The 23,508-nt window shown below is 72.0% G+C and carries 23 protein-coding genes and 1 pseudogene; 14 read left to right on the top strand and 10 right to left on the bottom strand.

Annotation, left to right across the window (positions count from 1 at the left end):
- Positions 1-222: pseudogene (locus tag E1212_RS29425) on the top strand (hypothetical protein); the annotation flags it as partial.
- Between the two features lie 2 nt (positions 223-224).
- The gene (locus E1212_RS12880; protein ID WP_131982993.1) at positions 225-416 is read left to right on the top strand and encodes a hypothetical protein; all 192 of its coding nucleotides are present in this window, start codon (positions 225-227) and stop codon (positions 414-416) included.
- 259 nt (positions 417-675) lie between these two features.
- Here the strand turns inward: E1212_RS12880 and E1212_RS12875 are convergent, their stop codons facing one another.
- Genes E1212_RS12875 through E1212_RS12860 form a run of 4 tightly spaced genes read right to left on the bottom strand, consistent with a single transcriptional unit; the run spans position 676 to position 3,204 of the window.
- The gene (locus tag E1212_RS12875) at positions 676-1,356 is read right to left on the bottom strand and encodes an endonuclease/exonuclease/phosphatase family protein (RefSeq protein ID WP_131982991.1); all 681 of its coding nucleotides are present in this window, start codon (positions 1,354-1,356) and stop codon (positions 676-678) included.
- Complete coding sequence (locus tag E1212_RS12870) at positions 1,353-2,288, bottom strand: ROK family glucokinase (RefSeq protein ID WP_131982989.1); 936 nt, start codon at positions 2,286-2,288, stop codon at positions 1,353-1,355. Before E1212_RS12870 ends, E1212_RS12875 begins: the two co-directional genes overlap by 4 nt.
- Positions 2,285-2,773: an SRPBCC family protein gene (locus E1212_RS12865; RefSeq protein ID WP_131982987.1), complete on the bottom strand. Its 489-nt coding sequence runs from the start codon at positions 2,771-2,773 to the stop codon at positions 2,285-2,287. Before E1212_RS12865 ends, E1212_RS12870 begins: the two co-directional genes overlap by 4 nt.
- A gap of 41 nt (positions 2,774-2,814) precedes the next feature.
- Positions 2,815-3,204 (bottom strand): polyketide cyclase / dehydrase and lipid transport, encoded by a 390-nt coding sequence (locus E1212_RS12860; RefSeq protein ID WP_131982985.1) that lies wholly within the window; start codon positions 3,202-3,204, stop codon positions 2,815-2,817.
- 95 nt (positions 3,205-3,299) lie between these two features.
- On the opposite strand from E1212_RS12860, the gene qcrB (E1212_RS12855) reads away from it, so the two are divergent.
- The 6 genes from qcrB (E1212_RS12855) to E1212_RS12830 all read left to right on the top strand — a co-directional run bounded on the left by qcrB (E1212_RS12855) (position 3,300) and on the right by E1212_RS12830 (position 11,247).
- Positions 3,300-4,901 (top strand): cytochrome bc1 complex cytochrome b subunit, encoded by a 1,602-nt coding sequence (gene qcrB / locus E1212_RS12855; RefSeq protein WP_131982983.1) that lies wholly within the window; start codon positions 3,300-3,302, stop codon positions 4,899-4,901.
- A gap of 22 nt (positions 4,902-4,923) precedes the next feature.
- Complete coding sequence (locus tag E1212_RS12850) at positions 4,924-6,216, top strand: serpin family protein (RefSeq protein WP_131982981.1); 1,293 nt, start codon at positions 4,924-4,926, stop codon at positions 6,214-6,216.
- 22 nt (positions 6,217-6,238) lie between these two features.
- Complete coding sequence (locus tag E1212_RS12845; protein ID WP_131982979.1) at positions 6,239-7,495, top strand: serpin family protein; 1,257 nt, start codon at positions 6,239-6,241, stop codon at positions 7,493-7,495.
- 25 nt (positions 7,496-7,520) lie between these two features.
- Complete coding sequence (locus E1212_RS12840) at positions 7,521-8,762, top strand: serpin family protein (RefSeq protein ID WP_131982977.1); 1,242 nt, start codon at positions 7,521-7,523, stop codon at positions 8,760-8,762.
- A gap of 260 nt (positions 8,763-9,022) precedes the next feature.
- Entirely contained in the window at positions 9,023-10,594 is a 1,572-nt protein-coding gene (locus E1212_RS12835) for a GAF domain-containing sensor histidine kinase (RefSeq protein ID WP_131982975.1), read from the top strand.
- Between the two features lie 11 nt (positions 10,595-10,605).
- A complete protein-coding gene (locus E1212_RS12830; protein ID WP_131982973.1) occupies positions 10,606-11,247 on the top strand; it encodes a response regulator transcription factor in 642 nt (213 codons plus the stop codon).
- Between the two features lie 522 nt (positions 11,248-11,769).
- On the opposite strand, the gene E1212_RS12825 is transcribed toward E1212_RS12830, so the two are convergent.
- The 4 genes from E1212_RS12825 to E1212_RS12810 form a co-directional block, all read right to left on the bottom strand.
- A complete protein-coding gene (locus tag E1212_RS12825) occupies positions 11,770-12,831 on the bottom strand; it encodes an NlpC/P60 family protein (protein WP_131982971.1) in 1,062 nt (353 codons plus the stop codon).
- Positions 12,832-12,875: 44 nt separating this feature from the next.
- Positions 12,876-13,118 (bottom strand): hypothetical protein, encoded by a 243-nt coding sequence (locus E1212_RS12820; RefSeq protein ID WP_131982969.1) that lies wholly within the window; start codon positions 13,116-13,118, stop codon positions 12,876-12,878.
- 423 nt (positions 13,119-13,541) lie between these two features.
- Complete coding sequence (locus E1212_RS12815; RefSeq protein ID WP_203416804.1) at positions 13,542-14,834, bottom strand: NYN domain-containing protein; 1,293 nt, start codon at positions 14,832-14,834, stop codon at positions 13,542-13,544.
- On the bottom strand, positions 14,831-15,067 hold the full coding sequence (locus E1212_RS12810) for a hypothetical protein (protein ID WP_131982965.1): 237 nt from the start codon (positions 15,065-15,067) through the stop codon (positions 14,831-14,833). Before E1212_RS12810 ends, E1212_RS12815 begins: the two co-directional genes overlap by 4 nt.
- A gap of 134 nt (positions 15,068-15,201) precedes the next feature.
- Here E1212_RS12810 and E1212_RS12805 point away from each other — a divergent pair, with 134 nt between their 5' ends.
- Entirely contained in the window at positions 15,202-16,944 is a 1,743-nt protein-coding gene (locus tag E1212_RS12805; RefSeq protein ID WP_131982963.1) for a DEDD exonuclease domain-containing protein, read from the top strand.
- A 72-nt stretch (positions 16,945-17,016) separates the two neighbouring features.
- Entirely contained in the window at positions 17,017-17,298 is a 282-nt protein-coding gene (locus E1212_RS12800) for an Lrp/AsnC family transcriptional regulator (protein ID WP_131982961.1), read from the top strand.
- 233 nt (positions 17,299-17,531) lie between these two features.
- On the opposite strand, the gene trpD is transcribed toward E1212_RS12800, so the two are convergent.
- A complete protein-coding gene (gene trpD, locus E1212_RS12795) occupies positions 17,532-18,569 on the bottom strand; it encodes an anthranilate phosphoribosyltransferase (protein WP_131982959.1) in 1,038 nt (345 codons plus the stop codon).
- Positions 18,566-18,985 (bottom strand): response regulator transcription factor, encoded by a 420-nt coding sequence (locus tag E1212_RS12790; protein ID WP_131982957.1) that lies wholly within the window; start codon positions 18,983-18,985, stop codon positions 18,566-18,568. The genes trpD and E1212_RS12790 overlap by 4 nt, the downstream gene beginning before the upstream one ends.
- Positions 18,986-19,195: 210 nt before the next feature.
- Between E1212_RS12790 and ctaE the strand changes: the two genes are divergently transcribed.
- Genes ctaE through qcrB (E1212_RS12770) form a run of 4 tightly spaced genes read left to right on the top strand, consistent with a single transcriptional unit; the run spans position 19,196 to position 23,443 of the window.
- Entirely contained in the window at positions 19,196-19,843 is a 648-nt protein-coding gene (gene ctaE, locus E1212_RS12785; protein ID WP_131982955.1) for an aa3-type cytochrome oxidase subunit III, read from the top strand.
- Between the two features lie 11 nt (positions 19,844-19,854).
- Entirely contained in the window at positions 19,855-20,706 is an 852-nt protein-coding gene (qcrC, locus tag E1212_RS12780) for a cytochrome bc1 complex diheme cytochrome c subunit (protein ID WP_238992337.1), read from the top strand.
- The gene (gene qcrA / locus E1212_RS12775; protein WP_131982953.1) at positions 20,703-21,791 is read left to right on the top strand and encodes a cytochrome bc1 complex Rieske iron-sulfur subunit; all 1,089 of its coding nucleotides are present in this window, start codon (positions 20,703-20,705) and stop codon (positions 21,789-21,791) included. Before qcrC ends, qcrA begins: the two co-directional genes overlap by 4 nt.
- A complete protein-coding gene (gene qcrB, locus E1212_RS12770) occupies positions 21,788-23,443 on the top strand; it encodes a cytochrome bc1 complex cytochrome b subunit (RefSeq protein WP_131982951.1) in 1,656 nt (551 codons plus the stop codon). The genes qcrA and qcrB (E1212_RS12770) overlap by 4 nt, the downstream gene beginning before the upstream one ends.
- Positions 23,444-23,508 lie beyond the last annotated feature (65 nt).

The raw sequence follows: 23,508 nt of genomic DNA, 5'->3' as shown, positions 1-23,508 counted from the left end.
CCCCCGGCGCCCATCCCCCGCGGCGACCGCATCCAGCAGCTGGCCTGGGCGGGCGTCATCGTGCCGCCCATCGCGCTGATCATCGTCGCCATCATGTCCTGGCGCCCGTCCGACGAGATCGTCTTCCTCGCGGTGGTCGCCTTCGTCACCGGCTTCGTCACCCTGGTCGCCCGCATGCGCGGCCACCACCCCAACGACCCCGACGACGGCGCAGTGCTCTGACGGTGGAGCCCGACGACTCCGCGCCCGGCCGGGACGGGCTCGAGGGCGGCAACGCCCGGGCCGAGGTCCTGCAGGTCATCGGGGCGACGGCAGACGAGCTCGGGCGGATGCGGGCGTCTCGTAGCGCGGAGCTGCGTGAAGTGCGCGCGCGGGCGGGTGAGGAGTCGCCGGGAGTCCAAGCCGGCCGAGGCTGATCGACTGTCCAGATCGGGTGACGACCACCAGGGCGGTCGTCACCCGCCCACGACCCGGTGTCGCCGCCCGCGACTTCACTGCCGCCCGCGACTTCACTACCGCCAGCCGTCTTCACTACCGCCAGCCGTCTTCTGAGCCCTGACACGCGCGCAGAAGACGGCTCCCGCGAGTGAAGTCGATCCGCGGACGTGAGGTTGCCGGCCGGCGCCATGAACGCGAGCGGACGCGGGTGACAGAGGACCAGTCGCGCGGGCGCCGTCACCCCCGCAGGGTCAGGTCCGCCACCACGGGGAAGTGGTCGCTCGCCACCCGGGCGTCCGGGGTGTCGACGACGCGGTAGGCGGTCACGTCGGCGCCGCGGACGAAGAGGCCGTCGATGCGGTGCTGCGGCTGCGCCACCGGGAACGTCGGCGTCGGGTCGTTCGCACCGGCGTCGGTGTACTGCGAGGCCAGGCGGGTCCAGGTCGGGGCGGTCGAGACCTCGTTCACGTCGCCGCCGAGCACCATGGCCGACAGGCTCAGCCGGTTCACCAGGCCGGTGATGTCGGTGAGGTGCCGGGCCCGCTCGCCGGCGTCCAGGCCCAGGTGCAGCGACCCGGCGCCGAACACGACCCCGTCCTTCTCGAGCCGGGCCAGCACCAGGCCGCGCCGGGTCAGGCCGGGCGTGCGCCGCAGCCGGTGCTCCTGCACCTCGCGCAGGTCGACCCGGACCGCGGTGAACAGCGCCGTCCCGCCGGTCGTGCCCCCGCCGGCCGCGTAGAGCAGGTCGGCACGCCGTGCGAACGACGCCGCGCGGCCGCGCCACAGCAGGTACTTCGGCAGCTCCTGGACGAAAGCGACGTCCGGGTCGAGGTCGCGCAGGACGCGCGCGACGGCGGTGCCGTCGTCGCGCAGTCCGTGGACGTTGTAGCTGACGACCCGCAGCCGGACGGCCGTCACACCCGCGCGAGGTCGGCCGCGCCGATGACGCCGGCGTCGTTGCCCAGCGTCGCGACCCGGACCTCGGGCTCGGGGCGGTGCCCGGCGCCGGTGGTGTGCTTGCGCAGCGCCTCTTCGGCCGGCCCGACGAGCAGGTCGCCGGCCGCGGACACGCCGCCGCCGATGACGAACACCGCGGGGTCGAACAGCGCCGTGAACGAGCCCATCGCCTCACCCAGCCAGCGGCCGACCTGCGCGATCAGCACGATGGCGAGCTCGTCGCCGTCGTTCGCGAGCTCGGTGACCATGGGGCCGGTGATGCGCTGCGGGTCGCCGCCGGCCCGCTCGAGCAGCCGCTCCGCGGAGGGCAGCGACGCCGCCGCCCGCGCCTCGCGGACCAGGGCGGTGCCGCTGGCGTACGCCTCGAGGCAGCCGCGCAGCCCGCAGCCGCACAGGTGGCCGTCGGGGACCACGCGCATGTGGCCGACCTCGGCGGCGACACCGTGCGCGCCGCGGTAGATCTGGCCGTCGAGCACCAGGCCGCCGCCGACGCCGGTGCCGATGGTCAGCAGGATCATGTCGTCGACGTCCTCGGCGGCGCCGAACTTGAACTCGCCCCAGGCCGCGGCGTTGGCGTCGTTCTCGACGACGGCGGGCAGGCCGGTGGCATCGGCGACCTGGTCGCGGACGGGGACGTCGCGCCAGGCGAGGTTCGGCGCGAACAGCACCCGCGACCGGGCGGAGTCGATGAAGCCGGCCGAGCCCACGCCCACCGCGTCGACCTCGTGCTGGGCGGCCAGCTCCTTCGTGACCTCGATGATCGTGTCGACGATGGCCGCGGGGTCGTGCGACGGCGTCTCGCGGCGCGCCCGCGCCCCGATGACGCCCTTCTCGTCGACGACGCCGGCCGCGATCTTCGTGCCGCCGACGTCCACTCCGATGGTGAGGCTCACTCGTCCACTCCGTCCTCGACGCGCTTCTTGAGCTCTTTCAGAGCCGTGTCGATGATGACCTTCTCCGCCTTGCGCTTCATCAGCCCGAGCATCGGGATGGAGACGTCGACCGTCAGCTGGTACGTCACCTCGGTACTCGCGGCGTCGACGGCGGCCAGCGCATAGGAGCCGGTCAGCTCCTTGATCAGGCCGCCCTCGACCAGGCTCCAGCGGACCTCGTCGTCGCCGTCCCACTCGTAGGACAGCGTGTAGCGGTCCTTGACGGGTCCGGCGTCGAGGACGAACCGTGCTTCCTTCGGCCGCCCGGTGCCTGAACGACCTCCGGCCGCACCGGAGGTGAGTGGCTCGGCCGGGTACACCGTCAGCACCTCGACCTCGCGGACCGATGCGGTCCACTCCGGGTACGCCTCGAGGTCCGCGATGACGGCCATGATGCGGTCCGGGGTCGCGGCGACGACGATGCTCGACGTGGTCTGCGAAGCCATGTGTGACAGTGTCCCATCTGCCAGAAGGCGGAGATCGCAGACTACCGAGCCGGCGGCAGCCGCGGCACTCCGGCCGGTCGTCCGTGCTCGAGCCGGTCCTTGAGCTCGTGGATCCGCTCCTTGTAGGCGACGGTGTACCGGCGGGCCAGCCGCCGCACGCCTCGGGGCGACGGCGTCCGCGCCGGATCCGCGCGCAGGAACCAGTGGACGAGGACGCCGTCGCCCCATCGCTCCAGCCAGATCTCCGTGCTGCCGGTCAGCTCGCCGGCCACCGTCCAGCGCACGCCCTCGAGGCCGCGGTCCTGGTGGACGGTCAGCGTCAGCCGCGGCCACCACGCCCGCGCGACGGCGGGGTCGCGGACGTAGGTCGCCAGCTCGGCCCGTTCGGCCACCACGAACGTGTCGTCCATGAGATCGATCGCCGGCGCCATCAGGGCAGCCTACGGGGCGCACGTGACGCACCTCATGTCACACGCGCGGCCGGTCCCGGGTCGTATGGGCAGGAGCGACACCACGGGAGCGCACCATGTCAGACATCGATCCACGCCACTGGGCCGGCCGCGTCGTGCGGCTGGCCGATCGCCACGGCGGCCCGGTCCGCCGGCTGGCCCGCCGCCGCGCGGTGTTCCCGACCCGGTGGTCCGGGCTCTTCGGCCACATCGCGGTGGGCGGCTTCCTCGTCCTGCTGGTCACCGGCGTCCTGCTCACGTTCTGGTTCGAGCCGTCGTCGCGGCAGCTCGTGTACGACGGCGGATACGGCCCGCTCCGCGGTGTCCAGGTGTCCGAGGCGTACGCGTCCACCGTCGACATCTCCTTCGAGGTCCCCGGCGGGCTGCTGGTCCGTCAGGCGCACCACTGGGCCGGGCTGGTCTTCGTCGCCGCGCTGTCGGCGCAGCTGCTGCGTGACTTCCTGACCGGGGTGTTCCGCGGCCGACGGCGGGTGGGCTGGGTGCTCCTGCTGGTCCTGCTGGTCCTGGCGATCGTCGAGGCCTACGCCGGGCACTCGATGCTCGACGACTTCCAGTCCGGCACCGGGCTGCAGGTCACCGAGGGCTACCTGCTGGCGGTGCCCGTGGTCGGGACGTGGCTGTCGTGGCTGGTGTTCGGCGGCACGTTCCCGGGCGACGAGATCATCGCCCGCCTGACCGTGGTGCACGTCTACCTGCTGCCTGCCCTGATCGTCGCGCTGTTCGTGGCCCGGCTGGTGCTGCTGTCGCGGGGCCGGCGGGGTGGGCCCGCTACGGAGGAGGCGGACCGGCGGGTGGCGCCGTCGGACCATGTCTTCCCCGGCTACGCGGCCCGCATGGCCGGGCTGGTGGCGCTCGTCAGCGGCGTCCTCGTGCTGATGGCGGCCACCCTGCAGGTCAACCCGGTGTGGCTGTGGGGTCCGTTCGACCCGTCCCAGGCCGCGGCCGGCAGCCGGCCGCCCTGGTACCTGGGGTTCCTCGACGGCGCCGTGCGGCTGATGCCGCCGTGGGAGGTCGGCGTGTTCGGCTACACGCTGACGCTGAGCGTGATCATCCCCGTCATGGTGCTGCCCGGGGTGCTGCTGACGACGCTGGCGCTCTACCCGTGGTTCGAGCAGTGGGCCACCGGCGACCGCCGCGACCCGGACCTGCCGGACCGGCCCCGCGACGTGCCGGTGCGCACCGCGCTGGTCGCCGGGTTCGTCTCGTTCTACCTGGTGCTCTGGCTGGCCGGCGGCAACGACGTCCTGGCCACGCTGCTGCACATCCCGCTGAACGGGCTGACCCGGGCCCTGCAGGTCGCCGTGTTCGTCGTCCCGCCCCTGACGTTCTGGGTGACCAAGCGGATCTGCCTCGGCCTGGAGCTGAAGGACCGTGACGAGCTGGCACACGGACGGGCGACGGGCATCGTCGTCGTCAGTGCGACCGGCGGTTTCAGCGAGCTGCACCAGGCGCTGACGCCCTGGCAGGCCGAGCGCCGGGCGCCGCGCGCGGAGCTGGTGGCGGTCGGTGCCGGCGCACCGGCCGAAGACGCCTGGGGCATCCCCCACCCGCGGCACCGAGCCGAACACCGTCGTGCCGTGGCCGCCCGGTTCTACTTCGCCGACCTCCCTGCAACCGGTCCGTCGCGCGCAACGTCCAAGATGACAGAGGATGGTTGACTCGTCGTCCGGAGGTGCGTTCATGTCCCTGCCCCGCGTGGTCACCGCGGTGCTCGCCGGTGCTCTGCTGCTCGCCGGCTGCGGCTCGGCCGGCTCCGGCGACGACGGCGACGGCGGCGGCTCGGACACCGGCGCTGGAGGCGAGGCTTCCACCGTCGATCCCGGCCCGGCGCCGCGCATCGACGTCGTCGCCGATCTCGCGCCCGCCGACGCCGGCACCGTCGCCTCGTCGGTCAACCAGTTCGGCTTCGACCTGCTCGGGCAGCTCACCGACGGCACGGAGAACACCGTCACCTCCCCCGTCTCCGTCGCCTCGATGCTGGCCATGCTCCTGGCCGGCGCGGGCGGCGAGACCGCCGAGGCCATGGCCTCCACGCTGCACCTCGAGGACTCCCGCGACGTCCGGGTCGGCCAGCTGCTCCAGCAGCTCTCCGACACCGACGACGTCACGCTGTCGGCGGCCAACGCGCTCTGGGCGCAGCAGGGCATCCCGTTCGAGGACGGCTACCTGAGCTTCGTCCGCGACTCCTTCGGCGCGACGGTCGACGAGGCCGACCTCGGGTCCGAGGACACCGCCGAAGAGATCGACGCCTGGGTGCGCGAGCACACCGAGGACCGCATCGAGGGCATCGCCGAGGACCTCGGCCTGCCCGACCCGCAGGCGGCGCTCGTGCTGGTCAACGCCGTCTACTTCCTCGGCACCTGGACCACGCAGTTCGATCCCGCCGACACCCGGCCGCAGGCGTTCACGATGGGCGACGGCAGCAGCGCCGACGTGCCGCTGATGACGCTGCGCGAGCAGGTGCTGCCGGTCGTCCAGCGCGACGGCTACCGCATGCTGCGGCTCCCCTACGGCGCCGACGGCCGGTTCGCCATGGAGATCCTGCTCCCCGACACCGCGACCGGGCTGCCGCAGCTGCTCTCGACCATCGACGCCGCGGAGTGGTCCGCGGCCGTCGCCGCCCTCACCCCGGCCGAGCTGCAGACCGTCGTCGTGCCGAAGTTCGAGCTGGAATGGGACGCGAAGCTCAATGACGCCCTCACCGCGCTGGGCATGGGCCCGGCGTTCCAGGGCGCCGACTTCCGGCCGATGTCGCCGCAGCCGCAAGACCTCGCCAGCGTCGTGCACAAGACCTACATCCGCGTCGACGAGGCCGGCACCGAGGCGGCCGCCGTCACCGGTGGCACCACCCGCACGTCGGGCGGCGCCGACGACACCAGCTTCCGCGTCGACCGTCCGTTCGCGTTCACCATCTCCGACAGCCAGACGGGGACCATCGTCTTCCTGGGGGCGGTGACCGACCCGCTCGGCTGACGCTCCACCTCTGGGGGTCCGCATGCCGTACCGACGACTGATCGCCGCCATGCTGGCGGGCGGGCTGCTGACGGCGGCCTGTGGAACCGCGGACTCCTCCGGTGACGACGACGGCGCCGGCTCGGGTGACGGCGCGGCGGCCGCGGCGTCGATGGAGCTGGTGGCCGACCTCGCGCCGGGCGACGCGGCCGCCGTCGGCTCGTCGGTCAACCAGTTCGGCTTCGACCTGCTCGGCCAGCTCACCGACGGCACCGAGAACACTGTCACGTCGCCGGTGTCCGCGGCCGCACTGCTGGCTATGGTGCTGGCCGGGGCCGGCGGGCAGACGGCGGACGAGATGGCCGGCGTCCTGCACCTCGACGACGCCCGCGATGTGCGGGTCGGGGCGCTGCTGCGCGAGCTGGCCGACACCGACGACGTCACGCTCTCCGTCGCCAACGCCCTGTGGGCGCGGGAGGGGTACCCGTTCGAGGACGACTACCTGGCGTTCACCCGCGACTCCTACGGCGCCACCGTCGACGACGCCGACCTCGGGTCGCAGCAGACGGCCGACGAGATCGACGCCTGGGTCCGCGACCAGACCGAGGACCGCATCGACGGCATCGCCGAGGACCTCGGCCTCCCCAACGCCGACGCCGTGCTGGTGCTGCTCAACGCCGTCTACTTCCTCGGCACCTGGACCACCCAGTTCGACCCCGGCGACACGCGCGAGGAACGGTTCACGCTCGCCGACGGCGAGTCGGCCATGGTGCCGCTGATGCACCTCACCGACGTGGACGTGCCGGTCGCCGTGCGCGACGGCTACCAGATGCTGCGGCTGCCGTACGGCGAGGACGAGCGGTACGCCATGGAGATCCTGCTGCCCGACCACGGCGTCGAGCTGCCACAGCTGCTGGCCTCACTCGACGCCGCCGAGTGGACCGCCGCCACCGGCGCCCTGACCGAGCAGACGATCAGCGACGTCGCCCTCCCGCGGTTCGAGCTGGAATGGGACGCGGACCTGAACGACGCCTTGGTGGCCCTGGGCATGGGGAGCGCGTTCGGCGGCGGCGACTTCACCCCGATGTCGCCGGAGAACCCGTTCCTCGACGTCGTCGTGCAGAAGACCTACATCCGGGTCGACGAGGCCGGCACCGAGGCGGCGGCCGTCACGGGCGGCGTCATGACGGAATCGGCCGGCCAGACCTTCCGCGTCGACCGCCCGTTCGCGTTCACCATCTCCGACGGCGAGACCGGGACGATCCTCTTCCTGGGCGCCGTCACCGACCCGCGCGGCTGAGACGCCGTCCAGCAAGGGGGCAGCCATGACGACCACCCGACCGGCCGCCGGCGTCCTGGCCGGCGCCCTGCTGCTCGCCGCGTGCGGGACGAACGCGGCGACCGGGGACTCCGCCGGCGACGGAGCGGCGGCTGCGGCCCACATGGAGCTGGTGGCCGACCTGTCGCCGGCCGACGCGGCCGCCGTCGGCTCGTCGGTCAACCAGTTCGGCTTCGACCTGCTCGGCCAGCTGACCGACGGCACCGAGAACACCGTCACGTCGCCGGTGTCCGCGGCCGCGCTGCTGGCCATGGTGCTGGCCGGCGCCGAGGGCCAGACGGCGGCCGACATGGCCGGCGTCCTGCACCTCCAGGACTCGCGCGACGTACGGGTCGGCGCGCTGCTGCGCGAGCTGGCCGACACCGACGACGTCACGCTGTCGATCGCCAACGCGCTGTGGGCGATGGAGGGCGTGCCGTTCGAGGAGGACTACCTGGCGTTCGCCCGCGACTCCTTCGGCGCCACCGTCGACGAGGTCGACCTCGGGTCGCAGGAGACGGCCGACGACATCGATGCCTGGGTCCGCGACCAGACCGAGGACCGCATCAAGGGCATCGCGCGTGACCTCGAACTCCCGAATCGGGACACACTGCTCGTGCTGGTCAACGCCGTCTACTTCCTCGGCACCTGGACCACCCGGTTCGACCCCGACGAGACCCGGCCGCAGGCGTTCACGATGGGCGACGGCACGACCGCGACGGTGCCGTTCATGCACCTGGTGGGGGCGTCTGCGGCGGTCGCGCAGCGCGACGGCTACCAGATGCTGCGACTCCCCTACGGCAAGGACGAGCGGTACGGCATGGAGATACTGCTCCCCGACCACGGCGTCGAGCTGCCACAGCTGCTGGCGTCGCTCGACGCCGCCGAGTGGGCCGCCGCCGTCGCCGCGCTGCACCCCCAGCACGTGACCGAGCTGGCACTGCCGACATTCGAGCTGGAGTGGAAGGCGACGCTCAACGATGCGCTCGCGGCTCTCGGCATGAGCAGCGCGTTCGGCGGCGGCTTCCGGCCGATGTCGCCGGCCGAGCCGTTCCTCGGGCCGGTCGTGCAGAAGACCTACATCCGCGTCGACGAGGCCGGGACCGAGGCGGCCGCGGTCTCGGGCGCCGCGATGCCGTCCTCCGCGGGCGGTGGGTTCCGGGTCGACCGGCCGTTCGCGTTCACGATCTCCGACAGCGAGACCGGGACGATCCTCTTCCTCGGTGCCGTCACCGACCCGCGCGGCTGACTCGCCGAACCGGCCGCGATGTCCGATTCGGCGGCGCAAACGCCGCCCCGATTCGGGCTCATAACCCATATCCGGCGATCGCGCGAATCGAAGCGAACGGGGCGTCACAGCGTCACAGTGAGTTTTCGGCCCGTCACTGCCAGTAACGGAGCGATCTGTGGGGCAGATCACGTTTCCTTGATCCAATCACCGTCTCGAACTACGGGCACATGCCGCGATTCGGAACTCGCCGATCGACGTTTTACGGCAAACTGCCGCCTGTGAGTGTGTGGGCCCCCGATTCCGTCCAGCGTCATTGGCATGGCGTCGCCGTCGCGCGACCCGGCATGCTCGCGCTCGTCATCGCCCTCACGGGGTCCGCCCGCAGCGTCGTCACCGACTGGTGGTGGCTCGGCGCGCTGGCGCTCGTCGCGCTGGCGGCCGCCATCTCCGAACGGATCCTCCCCCGCACGCGCGTGCGGGTGGCCGCGGAGATGGCGCTGGCGTCGATCATCGTCGGGCTCGGGCTACCGGAGGCCTACCTGGCGCTCCCGTACCTGCTGGTGCCGGCATTCGCCGCCGGGCTCGCCGGCAGCATCATGGGCACGGCCGTCACGACGCTCACCGGCGCCATCGGCCTGGCCATCGGCAACGTGCTCGCCGGCGGCAACCTCATCGAGCTGCCCACGTTCGGCAGCGTCTCCGTCTGGGTCGTCATCATCTTCGCCACCGGCGCCATCGGGGCATGGGTGCTGCGGCTCGACAGCATCCAGATCGCCGACGGCGGACGCTATGCCGCCGCGTACCGGCTGCTGTCGGAGCTGCGGGTGGTGTCGCGCCGGCTCTCCGTCGGCCTCGACCCGGGCACGCTCGCCGAGGGCCTGCTCGACCACGTCGCCGGGCCGCTCTCGGTCCGCCGGGCCGCACTGCTGGTGCGGCGCGAGGGCGGCAACCTGTTCCCGCTCGCCCACCGCGGCGAGGACGACGGCTGGCTGCTCGGCGCCGAGCGCGACCCCGTCGTCCTCGAGGCATGGAGCAGCGAGACCCCGGCCTGGACCCCCAACGGGCGGCGCGGCTACCGCGTCGTGCTGCCGCTGCGGGTCGGGTCGCGGACCATGGGCGTCATCGTCGCCGACGTGCCGGACCAGGTGTCCTCCGACGAGCTGCAGATGCTCGTCGGCTCCACCGACGAGGGCGCGCTGCGGCTCGAGACGGCCCTGCTCTTCGACGAGGTGCGCGAACTGGCCACCCGCGAGGAGCGGCGGCGGCTGGCGCGCGAGATCCACGACGGCATCGCCCAGGAGCTGACCTCGCTGGGCTACCTCGTCGACGACCTCATCGCCCGCACCACCGACGCCGACGCCAAGTCGCTGTCGACCACGCTGCGCCAGGAGCTCACCCGCATCCTGTCGAACCTGCGGCACTCGATCTTCGACCTGCGCAGCGACCTCGACCACGACGGCGGCCTCGGCACGTCGCTCTCGGCCTACGCCCGCCAGGTGGGCGCCCAGGCCGGGCTCAAGGTCCACCTCGTGCATCAGGAGGAGCACGACCGTCTGCGGCCAGAGGTCGAGGCGGAGCTGCTGCGCATCGGCCAAGAGGCCATCACCAACGTGCGCAAGCACGCCAAGGCGAAGAACCTGTGGGTCACCGTGTCGGTCAGTCCGCCCAACGCGCAGATCCGCGTGGTCGATGACGGCATGGGCATGCGGGAGCAGCCACGTGGCCGCTACGGTCTGGAGATCATGGCCGAGCGTGCCCGGCGAGTGGGCGCCACACTCGTCATCGAAGACAGGCCCGAGAGCGGTACGGTCGTCGACGTATCCCTCGGCAACGCTCATGGAGAGGGGTAACAACCGTGCCCATGTCGGTCATGCTCGTGGACGACCACGAGCTCATCCGCCAAGGCCTGCGCCGCGCGTTCGAGCGTGACGCCGGGTTCACCGTGGTCGGCGAGGCGGCCACCGTCGCCGAGGCGGCCAAGCTCGCCGAGGCCACACAGCCCACGGTGGCGGTCATCGACATCCGGCTTCCCGACGGCAGCGGCCTCGAGCTGGCGCAGATGCTACGGCAGAACCGCGGCGACATCGGCCTGGTCATCCTCACCATGTACGCCGGCGACGACCACCTGTTCGGCGCACTCGATGCCGGTGCGTCGGCGTTCGTGCCGAAGAGCTCCCCCAGCGACGACGTCGTGGCCGCCGCGCGGCACGCCGCCGCCACGCCGTCCGCGTTCGTCGCCGACGGCCTGGCCGAGGCCATGCAGCGCCGTCTGCACCCCACGGGGCCGCAGCTCACGCGGCGCGAGCGCGAAGTGCTCGACCTGCTCGCCGACGGCCTGGGCGTGTCCAGCATCGCCCGCAAGCTGTACATCAGCGAGTCGACCACGAAGACCCACGTCTCGAAGCTCTACGACAAGCTCAACGCATCCAACCGCGCCCAAGCGATCATGGCCGCGGTACGCGCCGGCCTGTTGAGCAATGGCGAAGAGGCCCAGCCGGGGTAATGTGACACCAGGACATGTCCCCGTGACATCGGGGCCGTGGTTGTGACACTGGGTGACGCGCCGTCACCGAGTGTGACGCGCCTCCCCCGTTCGGTCGATACGTAAGTAGACGCTCGCTCCATCGACCCCGAAGTCATCTGACCTCATCCTTGATGTAGGCCGGTAGTGAGAGCTGCCGGAAGCGAGGTTGAGAAGTCCGGGGGTGATCGACCATGCGTGACGTACTACGGCAACGGAGTTCTCTGCGCTACGAGAGCGCTCTGATGCGGCTGGCCGTGTGCGCTGTGATTCTGGCCGGCACGTGGTTCATCAGCTGGCAGTTGGCTCACGCCATCACCGTGAGCTGACCGGAACCGATCAGCGGTTGCACCGCGAGAGCAACCGGTGGGGCGAGCGTCCGCGACAACGGCGTCGCGGGTCGCTCGCTCGGTTCTTCCCTCCATCTGTGCAGCGACCCGGAAACGACCGAGCCGGACGCCATTGTGGCGCCCGGCTCGTGTGTCGCTCTGGCGTGGTGCGCCGTCAGCCCGGCCGCGAGGCCCCCGCGAACGGCATGAGGTCGACGTCGTCGACGCTCACGACGTCGCCCGGGTGGGTGGCGTGCACGATCTTGCCGTCGCCGATGTAGATGCCGACGTGGCTGATGGGACTGTAGTAGAAGACCAGGTCACCCGGCTGCAGCTGGCTCTTCGAGACCCGCGCGCCGTCGTTGATCTGGGCGCTGGACGAGCGCGACAGGCTGACCCCGGCCTCGGCCCACGCGGCCTTCGTGAGGCCCGAGCAGTCCCAGCCGTCGGGCCCGTTGCCGCCCCAGACGTAGGGGTCGCCGACCTGCGCCAGCGCGAACTCGACGGCGACACCCGCACGGCCGGACACCGGGACGTCTGGCGCGGTCTCGCCGCCGTCGTCCTCTTCCTCGTCCTCGCCGCGGTCGGGCGCCTCGGAGCTCTCCTCGCGGTCCTCCTCGAGCTGGGCCTGCTCTTCGGCCTCCAGCTGGTCGAGGATCGCCTGCGCCTCGTCGAGCAGCTTCTCGACGTTCGCCTTCTCGGCGTCGAGGGTGGTCTCGATGGCCTGCTGGCGGATCAGCTCTTCGTCGGCGACCATGCGCGCCTGCTCGAAGCTGCGGCTCACCTCGGCGGCCGCGGCGAGGCTGTCGGCCTGCTGGCCGGCGAACGCGTTCATGACCGACGCCTGGGCGAGGAAGTCCTCGGGGCTCTCGGCGAGCAGCGTCTGCACCGTCGGGTCGACGGTGCCGCCGGAGCGGTAGCTCGCGGCCGCGAACGCACCGATCTGCGCCCTGACCGCGTCGACCGCCGCCTGCTGACGCGCCACCGACGCCTGCGCCCGCTCGATGCGGCGCTGGACCTCGGTCAGCTCGTCGGTGGCGGCGTTGTACCGCTCCGTGGCCTGCTCGGCCCGGTGGTACAGGTCGTCGACCTGCTCCCTGACCTCGGCGAGCGTCGGCTCGGGATCGGCATGACTCTGGGTGATGAGGGTCAGTCCCCCGGTGACACTGACTGCGGCAGTGCACAGCGCGACAAGCGCGCGGCGCGGTCGGCGGGGGTGACCACCTGGCTCAGGCACTCTGGTCCTTCCTTTGGGGGGAAACAGGCACCTGGGCCGGGAGCCTAGCCAGCCTCACGTGCCTCCCGCAAATCCCTCGGCCCGGTTTCGGCCGACTTTCTCGCCGCGATGTCACCCTCTGTCACGACCAGGCGCAGCGGCGGCACCAAACCCGCCTCGGCGAGCACGCCGAGCGCCTGGCGCTCCTCACCACCCAGTTCGGTGTCGATGGGCCCCAGGAGCACCGACACCACGCAGTCGGAACATGCCAGGCCCCGCATCTCGCAGCGATCGCAGTCGATGTGCATGACGTTCCCTCACTTCTCACGCCGTTGCGACGAGTCCTCTCGCCTGCCTGATCCACGACGTTAGAGGCAGGGTCCGACAAAGTCCGACGACGCACGTGAGGCGCATGTGACTGGAGGGACTGGGGGCGTCGTGGTGTCGCTCGCGGTGGACCTCCGTGATCATCGAGGATCCACCACACCACACACACCACAGGGGGTCGAATCCTTGATGATCATGGAAGAGGTAGGCTCTCCAGCGCAGCGGAAGCCGCTCTTCTCCATGGTTCAACAGCCAGCGGCCGGCGCGGCCCCACCACGACGGGACCAATGGCCGACACCACCCACGCAGCCGTCAGCGGCCGGCGCGGCCCGGGACACGGCGGGGCTGGAGGCTGGGCCATCCTGGGGAGAGGGCCGACCGGGCACCAACCCCGCCGAACTCGGCTAACGCGTCAACAACCCGATCAACGCTACCGACTCGACGCTGCGCACCCCCGGACGCCGCACCCCTTCGGCCACCTCGCGATCCGACGACACCACCACAACGGGACGCCCTTCCGGCTCGGCGCGGACCATCCGCCGGATCAGCTCGTCCGCCGTCTGGCCGGTGGGGCTGAACCGGACCCGGATCCCGGGAGCGGCGACCGGCGGCGGGACCGTCACGTCGGCGCCGTCGAAGACCAGGGTGACCTCGGACCCCGTCCGGGCCGCCACTGCCGCCAGCCCCTGCCCCAGCCGGGCCCGTTGCGCGTCCAGCGGCATGGTCGGCCACGCGGTCTTGGTGACGTTGTAGCCGTCGACGATCAGGTGCACCCGGGGCAGCGCCAGCAGCTCGTCCAGGTAGCCGGGCTCGTGGACGGCCCGCGCCCGCCCCACCCCGCCGCCGGCCAGCGGATCACCGGGGACGGCGGCCTCGACGGTGTCGGCGGGCGCGAGCGTCGACGCCGGTAACGCCAGCTCGCGACGGAGTCCGGCGGCGGCCTCGCCCAGGGTGTCGAGCAGCAGCGCCAGCCGGGCCGTGCCGAGGCCGCGTTCGGCGCGGCCGCTGCGGCGGGCGGCCTCGAGCGCCGCCTCGGCGTCGGCGAGGCGGGTGCGCAGGCGGCGGGCCTCGACCTCGGCGGCGCGCAGCGCGGCGCGGGCGTCGGTGAGCTCGCGGCCGGCCTGTTCCTGCTCGTCCTGCTCCTGCTGGCGCGCCTCGCTCAGCCGCTCGCGAGTCTCTTGGACGCGCCGTCGCAGCATGGTGTTCTCGGCCTTGAGCCGGTCGATCTCGGTGCGCATGGTGGTGCGCAGCTCGCGGGCCGACGCGCGGGCGGCCTCGAGCTGTTCGCGCAGCCGCTCGGCGGTGGCCGCCTCGCGGCTGAGCCGGGCCTCGTCGTCGCCGCGGCGGACGGAGGAGGCCGCCGTCTCGACCATGCCCTCCCACCCGTCAGGGCGCAGCAGGTAGGCCATGACGGCGACGTCGACGGGGTCCGCCGCGGCCGGGGCGGTCCCCTCGCCCAGCGCCTTCGCCAGCGCGGGGTCGGCCGCCGCGGCGGCCTCGTAGACGCGCCGCCGGAACCCGGCCTCGGTGTCGAGAGCCGAGGCGATCGAGCTGCCCCCGAGCCGGGCCCGCTTGGCCGCCGCGAACCGGGCGACGGGGCGCAGCACGCCGGGCACGTCGCCGGCCGGCAGCGCGCCGAGCACGTCGGACCCCAGGGCGACCAGCCGCGCCCGCACCGCGTCGGGCAGTGTGCTCACGCGGAGTCGGGCCGGGCGACGAGCTCCACCGTTCCCTCGCCGCCGCACCAGCGGCAGACCACGCGCTCGACGGAGTCGACCAGGACGTCCGTCTGCTCGACCTTCGCGACGCCGGCGAGGTCGACGTGCACGAACTCGCGCACGCGGCTGGACCGCACGACGTCGAACCGGGTGAGGTTGCCGCACTGCGCGCAGCGCCACCGAGTGGTCTCGGACGGCTGGGGAACGGGCATGTGCTCCTCCTCGGCGTCGGTGCGCTGGACGTGTTCCCAGCGTAGGCCGTCGCCCGGCGGGTCGTGGCCGGAGATTGTCAGTGGCGGTCCCTACTGTTCGATCAGGTGGCCGAAACGACCGAGAGGGGTGGGACATGACGGCCGTGGCCATCCAGGGCACCCTGGACGAGATCGGCATGCCGCTGGTCTCCACCACGTTCGTCGTGGTCGACCTCGAGACCACCGGCGGGGCGCCCGACGGCAACGAGATCACCGAGATCGGGGCGGTCAAGGTCCGCGGCGGCGAGGTCGTCGGCGAGTTCGACTCCCTGGTCCGGCCGGCCTCGGCCATCCCGCCGTTCATCGCCGTGCTCACCGGCATCACCGACGTCATGGTCGCCAGTGCGCCGCGCATCGGGTCGGTGCTGCCGGCGTTCCTCGAGTTCGCCCGCGGCAGCGTCATCGTCGCCCACAACGCCCCGTTCGACGTCGGCTTCCTCCGGGCCGCGTGCGACCTCACCGGCCACCACTGGCCGACGGTCCAGGTGCTCGACACCGCCCGGCTGGCCCGCCGGGTGCTCTCGCGCGACGAGGCCCGCGACTGCAAGCTGTCCACGCTGGCCCGGCTGTTCCGCGCGTCCACCACGCCCAACCACCGGGCGCTGGCCGATGCCCGGGCCACGGTCGACGTCCTGCACGGGCTGCTCGAGCGGCTCGGCAACGTCGGCGTGCACACGGTCGAAGAGCTCGCGCTCTGGCAGAGCAAGGTCACCGTGGCGCAGCGGCAGAAGCGGCACCTGTCCGAGCAGCTGCCGCACGCTCCCGGCGTGTACATGTTCACCGCGCCCGACGGCGAGACCCTCTACGTCGGCAAGAGCAAGGACATGCGCACCCGCGTGCGCACCTACGTCACGGCGTCCGAGACACGGCCGCGCATGACCGAGATGGTCTCCATCGCCACCGGTGTCACGGGCATCGAGTGCGCCACGCCGCTCGAGGCCGAGGTCCGCGAGCTGCGGCTCATCGCCGAGCGCAAGCCCCGCTACAACCGCCGGTCCCGCTTCCCCGAACGCGGCAGCTGGCTCAAGCTCACCGTCGAGGCGTTCCCGCGGCTGTCGCTGGTCCGCCAGGTCCGCGAGGACGGCTCGGCCTACCTCGGGCCGTTCGGGTCGCGGCGCATCGCCGAGGCCGCCATGACGGCGGTCCACGAGGCGGTTCCCATCCGCCAGTGCACGCAGCGGCTGTCCGCGTCGCCGTCGTCGTCGGCGTGCATCCTGGCCGACATGGGCCGCTGCGGCGCGCCCTGCACCGGCAAGGAGTCGGCCGCCGAGTACGCCGTGCACGTCGACCAGGTGCGCCAGGCGTTCACCGGCGACCCCGGCCCGCTGGTGCACCGGCTGCTCGAGCGCATCGCGGCGCTGGCCGGGCACGAGCGCTACGAAGAGGCCGCCGTCCGCCGCGACCGCCTGGCCACGCTGGTCCGCTCGCTCGTCCGGTCGCAGCGCATGGCGTCGCTGGCGGCCGTGCCGCAGCTGGTGGCGGCCCGGCGGCGCGAGGTGGGCGGGTGGGAGCTGCACGTCGTCCGGTACGGCCGGCTCGCCGGGGCCGAGGTCTCGCCGCCCGGAGCCGATCCCCGTCCGTACGTCGACGCCCTGGTCGCCACTGCCGAGACCGTCCAGCCCGCGCCGCAGCCGCTGCCCGCCGCCACCGCCGAAGAGACCGAGTGCGTGCTGCGCTGGCTCGAGACGCCCGGCACCCGGCTGGTCCGGGTCGACGGCGTCTGGACCCTGCCGTGGCCCAGCGCGGCCGGCTACACCGCCATCGCCGACGCCCGCGAGGACGACCACCGCGCCGCCCGCCCGTTCGCCGACCGCCGCCCCCTGCGGCCGCTGCGCTAGATGTGATGTCAGCCAGAGGTGCCCGCCCGGTAATGTCGGCGCCGAACAGGCACACCCCCGAGGAGACATCACGTGATCACTGCGATCGTGTTCATCCAGGCCGACGTCGCGCGCATCCCGGAGATCGCGACCGAGATCGCCGCCCTCGACGGCGTCAGCGAGGTCTACTCGGTCACCGGCGAGATCGACCTCGTCGCGCTGGTGCGGGTCCGCACCCACGACGCGATCGCCGACGTCGTCGCCGACCGGCTCAACAAGGTCGACGGCGTCCTCAACACCGAGACGCACATCGCCTTCCGGGCGTACTCCAAGCACGACCTCGAGGCGGCCTTCGCCCTCGGCGCCGAGGACTGACGGTCGCGGCAGCGGCAGCACGGACGGGCCGGTGCCGGGCGGCGTCTGCCGTGAGCCACCCGCCGGCCTGACGTGAGCGCGGCGCCCCGTCCCTTCTGACGTCAGCGCGCCCGCATCCGAGCCGGCCACGCCCGGCCGCAGCTGACGCGGTCGCGCCCGGCCCGTCGGGTGGGGCCCACCATCGGGGCGGGCACCGGCGGTCCCGGCTCGCGATCGCCGGAGCACTCCCGGCGTCAGGCCGAGGCGGCCGCGATCCAGCGGTCGAGCAGCTGCGCCGCCGCGCCGGAGTCGACGGCGGCGGCGGCCTTTTCGAGGCCCGCCGCCAGCCGGTCGGTCAGCGGCGCGTCCAGCGCCTCGTACGCCGCCAGCCCGGCCGCGGCGTTGAGCAGGACGGCGTCGCGCACCGGCCCCGTCTCGCCGCCGACGAACCGCCGGGCCACGCCGACGTTGTAGGCGACGTCGCCGCCGCGCAGCGCCTCGGCCGGCACCGGCGCGATGCCGAGGGACGCCGGGTCGAACCGCTCCTCGGCGACGTCGCCGTCGCGCACGACCCACACCCGCGACGTCGTCGTGGTGGTGAGCTCGTCGAGACCGTCGTCGCCGCGGAAGACCAGAGCGGACGTGCCGCGCCCGGCCAGCACGCCGGCGATCAGCGCCGCCACCCGCGCGTCGGCCACGCCGACGGCCTGGGCGCTGGGCCGGGCCGGGTTGGCCATGGGGCCGAGCATGTTGAACGTCGTCTGGATGCCCAGCTCGCTGCGCGCCGTCGACGCGTGCCGCAGCGACGGGTGGAACGCCGGGGCGAAGCAGAAGGTGATGCCGGCCTCGACGGCGATCTCGGCCACGCGGGCGGGCGGCAGGTCGAGCCGGATGCCCAGCCCTTCGAGCAGGTCAGCCGACCCGCACAGCGACGACGCGGCCCGGTTGCCGTGCTTGACGACCCGCGCGCCGGCGCCGGCCGCGGCGATGGCGGCCATGGTGGAGATGTTGACGGTGTGCGCGCGGTCGCCGCCGGTGCCGACGATGTCGAGGGCCGGGCCGGGGTCGGGGAACGGGGTCGCGACGTCGTACATGGCCTGGACCAGGCCCTCGAGCTCGGTGACCGTCTCGCCCTTGGCACGCAGTGCGACCGCGAACCCGGCGATCTGCACCGGCGTGGCCTCGCCGCGCATGATCTCGCCCATCGCCCAGGCGGCCGCCTCGGTGGAGAGGTCCTCGCCGTTGACGAGCGCCGTCAGGACGGCGGGCCAGGTCTGCTGCGTCTCGCTCATGACGTGGCGGGAACGCCGCTGGCGCGGCGCCGCATGAGGTCGGCGACGGCGTCGGCGACGGCGATGGGTTCGAGCGGGTGCGACACGACCGACTCCGCGCGCGACCACGTGGCCAGCCAGGCGTCCTGGGGCCGGCCGATGAGCACGAGCACCGGCGGCGCGTTGTAGATCTCTTCCTTGATGGTGCGCGCGAGGCTCATGCCGCCCTCGGGGACCGCCTCACCGTCGAGCACGGCGACGTCGATGCCGCCGGCGTCGAGCGTCCGGATGACGACGGCGGGCGTGGCGACCTCGACGAACTCGACCTTGGGCAGGTCGGCCGCGGGACGCCGGCCGACGGCCAGCCGCACCTGCTCGCGGGTGGCGCGGTCGTCGCTGTAGACGAGGATCGTCATGGTCGGCTCGGTGCTGCTCATCCTGCGGGCCCTCGCTGGCATCGGTCGTGATGGCTGGCTGGTCGGAACGATGGTACCGGTGCGCACGTTCTCACCGGCGAGGGCGCCGCCAGGTCCGGATGGTGAAGGTAAGGCTTGCTTCACCTCCGACGCCTCGGCGAGTATCGATAGGGACACGCCGGGCGTCTCTACCCCGGGGTCCTGTCGTGCTCGCGAAGAGCGACCGACATAATGACGGACGTGGCTTCTGCAACCGCCGTCGACGCTGCCCACACGCGGCAACCCGAGCGACCGAATCTCGTCGCCGTCGGGGTGATCGTGTGGCTGTCCAGCGAGCTGATGTTCTTCGCGGCCCTGTTCGCGATCTACTTCACGCTCCGGTCCAATGCCCCGGCACTCTGGGATCAGCAGTCCGAGCTGCTCAACGTCCCCTTCTCGCTGCTCAACACCACCGTTCTGGTGCTGTCGTCCGTCACGTGCCAGCTGGGCGTGCTGCGGGCCGAGCGCGGCCAGGTCGGGCGGCTGGGCACCGTGTTCCAGGTCGGCAAGTGGGGCATGCGCGAGTGGTTCGTGCTGACGTTCCTCATGGGCGCGTTCTTCATCGGCGGCCAGGTCTTCGAGTACGCCGAGCTGGCCATGCACGAGGGCCTGACGCTGTCCAGCGACCCGTACGGCTCGATCTTCTACCTGGCCACCGGATTCCACGGCCTGCACGTCACGCTCGGGCTCATCGCGTTCCTGTTCCTGCTGGGGCGCACCTACATGACGCGCCGGTTCACCCACGAACAGGCCACCAGCACGATCGTCGTGTCCTACTACTGGCACTTCGTCGATGTCGTGTGGATCGCCCTGTTCCTCACCATCTACGTGGTCAAGTGACGAGGAGAGACGTGCCCAGATCGTTGCCCGGCCGGCCCGGCGGCTCCTGGATCGGGCGGCTGCTGTCCACCCGGCGACGGCACCCGCTCGCCGCCGTCGGGGTGCTGGTCGCCGTCCTGTTCACCACGGGCGGGGCCTACGCCGCGCTGGCTCCGACCACCTCGCAGAACGTGCAGGCCGCCTCGTCCACGCAGATCGAAGAGGGCCGGCAGCTGTTCGCCATCGGCTGCTCCTCGTGCCACGGCCTCGACGGCGAGGGCCAGGTGGCCCGCGACGGCGAGGTTCTCGGCCCGTCGCTCATCGGTGTCGGCGCCGCCGCCGTCGACTTCCAGGTCGGCACCGGCCGCATGCCGCTGGCCGCGCCGTCCGCGCAGGCGGAGCGCAAGCCCGTCTCGTACAGCCAGGAGCAGATCGACGCCCTGTCCGAGTTCGTCGCCTCGCTGGCTCCCGGGCCGGAGCGCCCGCCCGAGGAGTACCTCGACCCCGCGGCCGGCAACGTCGCCCGCGGCGGCGAACTGTTCCGCACCAACTGCTCGCAGTGCCACAACACCACCGGCCAGGGCGGCGCCCTGACCATGGGCCAGTTCGCGCCCAATTTGACGGGCGTCGAGCCGCGGCACATCTACGAGGCCATGCTCACCGGCCCGCAGGCGATGCCGGTGTTCAACGACAAGACGGTCACGCCCGAGGACAAGCGAGACATCATCGCCTTCCTCGACTCCGTGCAGAACGAGCCGAACCCCGGTGGCCTCGCCATCGGCCGCGTCGGCCCGGTCGCCGAGGGTTTGTGGGCGTGGCTGGTGGGCATCGGCCTGCTGATCGGCATGGCCACCTGGATCGTGACGAGGTCGTCGAAGGCATGAGCACCCACAACCAGAACCCCAACGGCGACGAGCACGCCGTCGTCCCCCACGGCTCGGACGCGGTGGCCCGTCAGGGCGACCCGATCACCGACCCCGGCCTGCACCACGAGGAGCCGCGGCTCACCGACGTCGAGCCGAAGGCCGGGCGCCGGGCCGAGCGCCAGGTGGCCGGCATGTTCGCGCTGGCCTCGATCCTGATCGTCGCCTTCATCGTCTCCTTCGTGGTCTTCGGCATCCACCCCGACGACCCTGAGACGGGCGTCAACCTCGGCGACGTGCAGGTCTCGAACCTCACGCTCGGCCTGACCCTGGGCCTGGCCCTGTTCCTGGTCGGCACCGGCGCCGTCCAGTGGGCTCGCTCGCTCATGACCTCTCCCGAGATCGTGCACGAGCGGCACCCGCTGCGCAGCGACGACGAGACCCGCGCCGCCGCCCTGGCCGACTTCAACACCGGCACCGAGGAGACCGGCTTCGGCCGTCGCAAGCTGATCCGCAACTCGCTGCTCGGCGCGTTGGCACTGCTGCCGCTGCCCGCGGTCATCATGCTGCGCGACCTCGGCCCCAACACCGGCCTGTCGCCCAGCGAGCGCAGGGCGCACACCATCTGGGACGAGGGCGTGCGCGTCCTCACCGACGTCACCTTCCAGCCGATCCGGGCCGCCGACCTCGAGATCGGCCAGCTGGTCAACGCGATGCCGGCCACGTTCGAGGACCTCCCCGACCACGGTCCCGAGCGCATCAACGAACGGGCCAAGTCGCCCGTCATGCTGGTCCGCATGCTGCCCGAGGACATCCACGTCGCCCCGGGCCGCGAGAACTGGAACGTCGACGGCATCCTGGCCTACTCCAAGATCTGCACGCACGTCGGCTGCCCGATCAGCCTGTACGAGCAGACCACGCACCACATGCTCTGCCCGTGCCACCAGTCCACGTTCGACCTCTCGGACAACGGCAAGGTGATCTTCGGCCCGGCCACGCGGAGCCTCCCGCAGCTGCCGATCGCCGTCGACGACGAGGGCTATCTGATCGCGCAGAGCGACTTCACCGAGCCCGTCGGGCCGAGCTACTGGGAGCGCACGCGATGAGCGCCATCGTCAACGGTGCCGGCAAGGTCGTCGACTTCGTCGACCAGCGGATCACCGCCTCCAACTGGTTGAAGCGCAACATCCGCAAGGTCTTCCCCGACCACTGGTCGTTCCTGCTCGGCGAGATCGCGCTGTTCAGCTTCATCATGATCCTGCTGTCCGGCGTGTTCCTGACGCTGTGGTTCAAGCCGTCGATGGCGCACATCGTGTACGAGGGCGCCTACACCCCGATGCGCGGCGTGGGCATGTCCGAGGCGTACGCCACGACCCTCGAGCTGTCGTTCGAGGTGCGCGGCGGCCTGCTCATGCGTCAGGTGCACCACTGGGGCGCGTTGATCTTCCTGGCCGCCATGTCGGCGCACATGCTGCGGGTCTTCTTCACCGGCGCCTTCCGCAAGCCGCGCGAGATCAACTGGCTGATCGGCGTCATCCTGCTGCTTCTGGGCGTGGCGGCCGGCTTCACCGGCTACTCCCTCCCCGACGACCTGCTGTCCGGCACCGGCCTGCGCATCATCGAGGGCGGCATGCTGGCGATCCCGATCATCGGGACCTACGCCTCGTCGTTCCTGTTCGGCGGCGAGTATCCCGGCGACGACATCATCGCCCGGCTCTACCCCATGCACATCCTGCTGATCCCAGGTCTCATCCTGGCGCTGGTCACGGCCCACCTGATGATCCTCTGGTACCAGAAGCACACCCACTGGGGCGGCCCCGGCAAGACCAACGAGAACGTCGCCGGCGCGCCGTTCTACCCGATCTACGTGGCCAAGGCCGGCGGCTTCCAGTTCATCGTCATGGGCGTCCTCGTCCTGCTGGCCGCGACCATCCAGATCAACCCGGTCTGGCTGTGGGGCCCGTACGATCCATCGGTGGTGTCGGCCGGTACCCAGCCCGACTGGTACGTCGGCTTCCTCGACGGGGCACTGCGCGTGATGCCTGCGTGGGAGTTCTACGTCTTCGACCGCCCGATCACGATGAGCGTGCTGATCCCGGCGATCATCCTGCCCGGGCTCATCCTGACGCCGCTCGCGCTGTACCCGTGGCTGGAGCAGCTGGCGACCGGCGACAAGCGTGAGCACCACCTGCTGGACCGGCCCCGCAACGTGCCCGTCCGCACCGGCATCGGCGCCGCGTTCATCACGTTCTACCTGCTGCTGATGATCGCCGGTGGCAACGACTTCTTCGCCACTGTGCTCGAGATACCGGTCAACTGGATCACCCGCTTCATCCAGGTCGGCATCATCGTGCTGCCACCGCTGGTGTTCGTGTTGACGAAGCGGATCTGCCTGGGCCTGCAGCGCCGCGACCGCGACAAGGTCATGCACGGCCGCGAGACCGGCATCGTCATGGTCAGCCCCGACGGCGAGTTCTCCGAGCTGCACGCGCCGCTCACGCCGCCCGAGGCCTACCAGATCACCTGGCACGAGCGGCAGCTGCCGTCGGACCCGGGGCCGGCCACGGACGCCAACGGCATCCCGAACCCGAAGTACCGGAGCAAGCGGGTCCAGGCCCGCCTCTCCCGCTTCTACTTCGGCGACGTGGTGCAGAAGCCGACGCGGGAGGAGCTCGAGTCGGCCCACCACGACGGCGGCCACGGCCACGATGCCGTCGAGGCCGATCACCGCGACGAGCTGCCCAGCGGCCAGCAGTAACCGGCAACACTACCGGAGCGCCCGGGTCGTCCTCCGCGGACGGCCTGGGCGTTGCGCATTTCGAG

It is taken from the genome of Jiangella ureilytica (genome assembly GCF_004348545.1).
GTDB lineage: Bacteria > Actinomycetota > Actinomycetes > Jiangellales > Jiangellaceae > Jiangella > Jiangella ureilytica.
Note: the sequence above shows the minus strand (reverse complement) of the source record. Positions and strands in the feature narration are given on the sequence as shown.

Bases quoted from the DNA above. Each gene is read 5' to 3' on its own strand.
- E1212_RS12865 (WP_131982987.1), bottom strand. From the start codon at position 2,773: ATGGCTTCGCAGACCACGTCGAGCATCGTCGTCGCCGCGACCCCGGAC.
- E1212_RS12860 (WP_131982985.1), bottom strand. From the start codon at position 3,204: ATGGCGCCGGCGATCGATCTCATGGACGACACGTTCGTGGTGGCCGAA.
- qcrB (WP_131982983.1), top strand. From the start codon at position 3,300: ATGTCAGACATCGATCCACGCCACTGGGCCGGCCGCGTCGTGCGGCTG.
- E1212_RS12850 (WP_131982981.1), top strand. From the start codon at position 4,924: ATGTCCCTGCCCCGCGTGGTCACCGCGGTGCTCGCCGGTGCTCTGCTG.
- E1212_RS12845 (WP_131982979.1), top strand. From the start codon at position 6,239: ATGCCGTACCGACGACTGATCGCCGCCATGCTGGCGGGCGGGCTGCTG.
- E1212_RS12840 (WP_131982977.1), top strand. From the start codon at position 7,521: ATGACGACCACCCGACCGGCCGCCGGCGTCCTGGCCGGCGCCCTGCTG.
- E1212_RS12830 (WP_131982973.1), top strand. From the start codon at position 10,606: ATGTCGGTCATGCTCGTGGACGACCACGAGCTCATCCGCCAAGGCCTG.
- E1212_RS12820 (WP_131982969.1), bottom strand. From the start codon at position 13,118: ATGCACATCGACTGCGATCGCTGCGAGATGCGGGGCCTGGCATGTTCC.
- E1212_RS12810 (WP_131982965.1), bottom strand. From the start codon at position 15,067: ATGCCCGTTCCCCAGCCGTCCGAGACCACTCGGTGGCGCTGCGCGCAG.
- E1212_RS12805 (WP_131982963.1), top strand. From the start codon at position 15,202: ATGACGGCCGTGGCCATCCAGGGCACCCTGGACGAGATCGGCATGCCG.
- trpD (WP_131982959.1), bottom strand. From the start codon at position 18,569: ATGAGCGAGACGCAGCAGACCTGGCCCGCCGTCCTGACGGCGCTCGTC.
- E1212_RS12790 (WP_131982957.1), bottom strand. From the start codon at position 18,985: ATGAGCAGCACCGAGCCGACCATGACGATCCTCGTCTACAGCGACGAC.
- ctaE (WP_131982955.1), top strand. From the start codon at position 19,196: ATGACGGACGTGGCTTCTGCAACCGCCGTCGACGCTGCCCACACGCGG.
- qcrA (WP_131982953.1), top strand. From the start codon at position 20,703: ATGAGCACCCACAACCAGAACCCCAACGGCGACGAGCACGCCGTCGTC.
- qcrB (WP_131982951.1), top strand. From the start codon at position 21,788: ATGAGCGCCATCGTCAACGGTGCCGGCAAGGTCGTCGACTTCGTCGAC.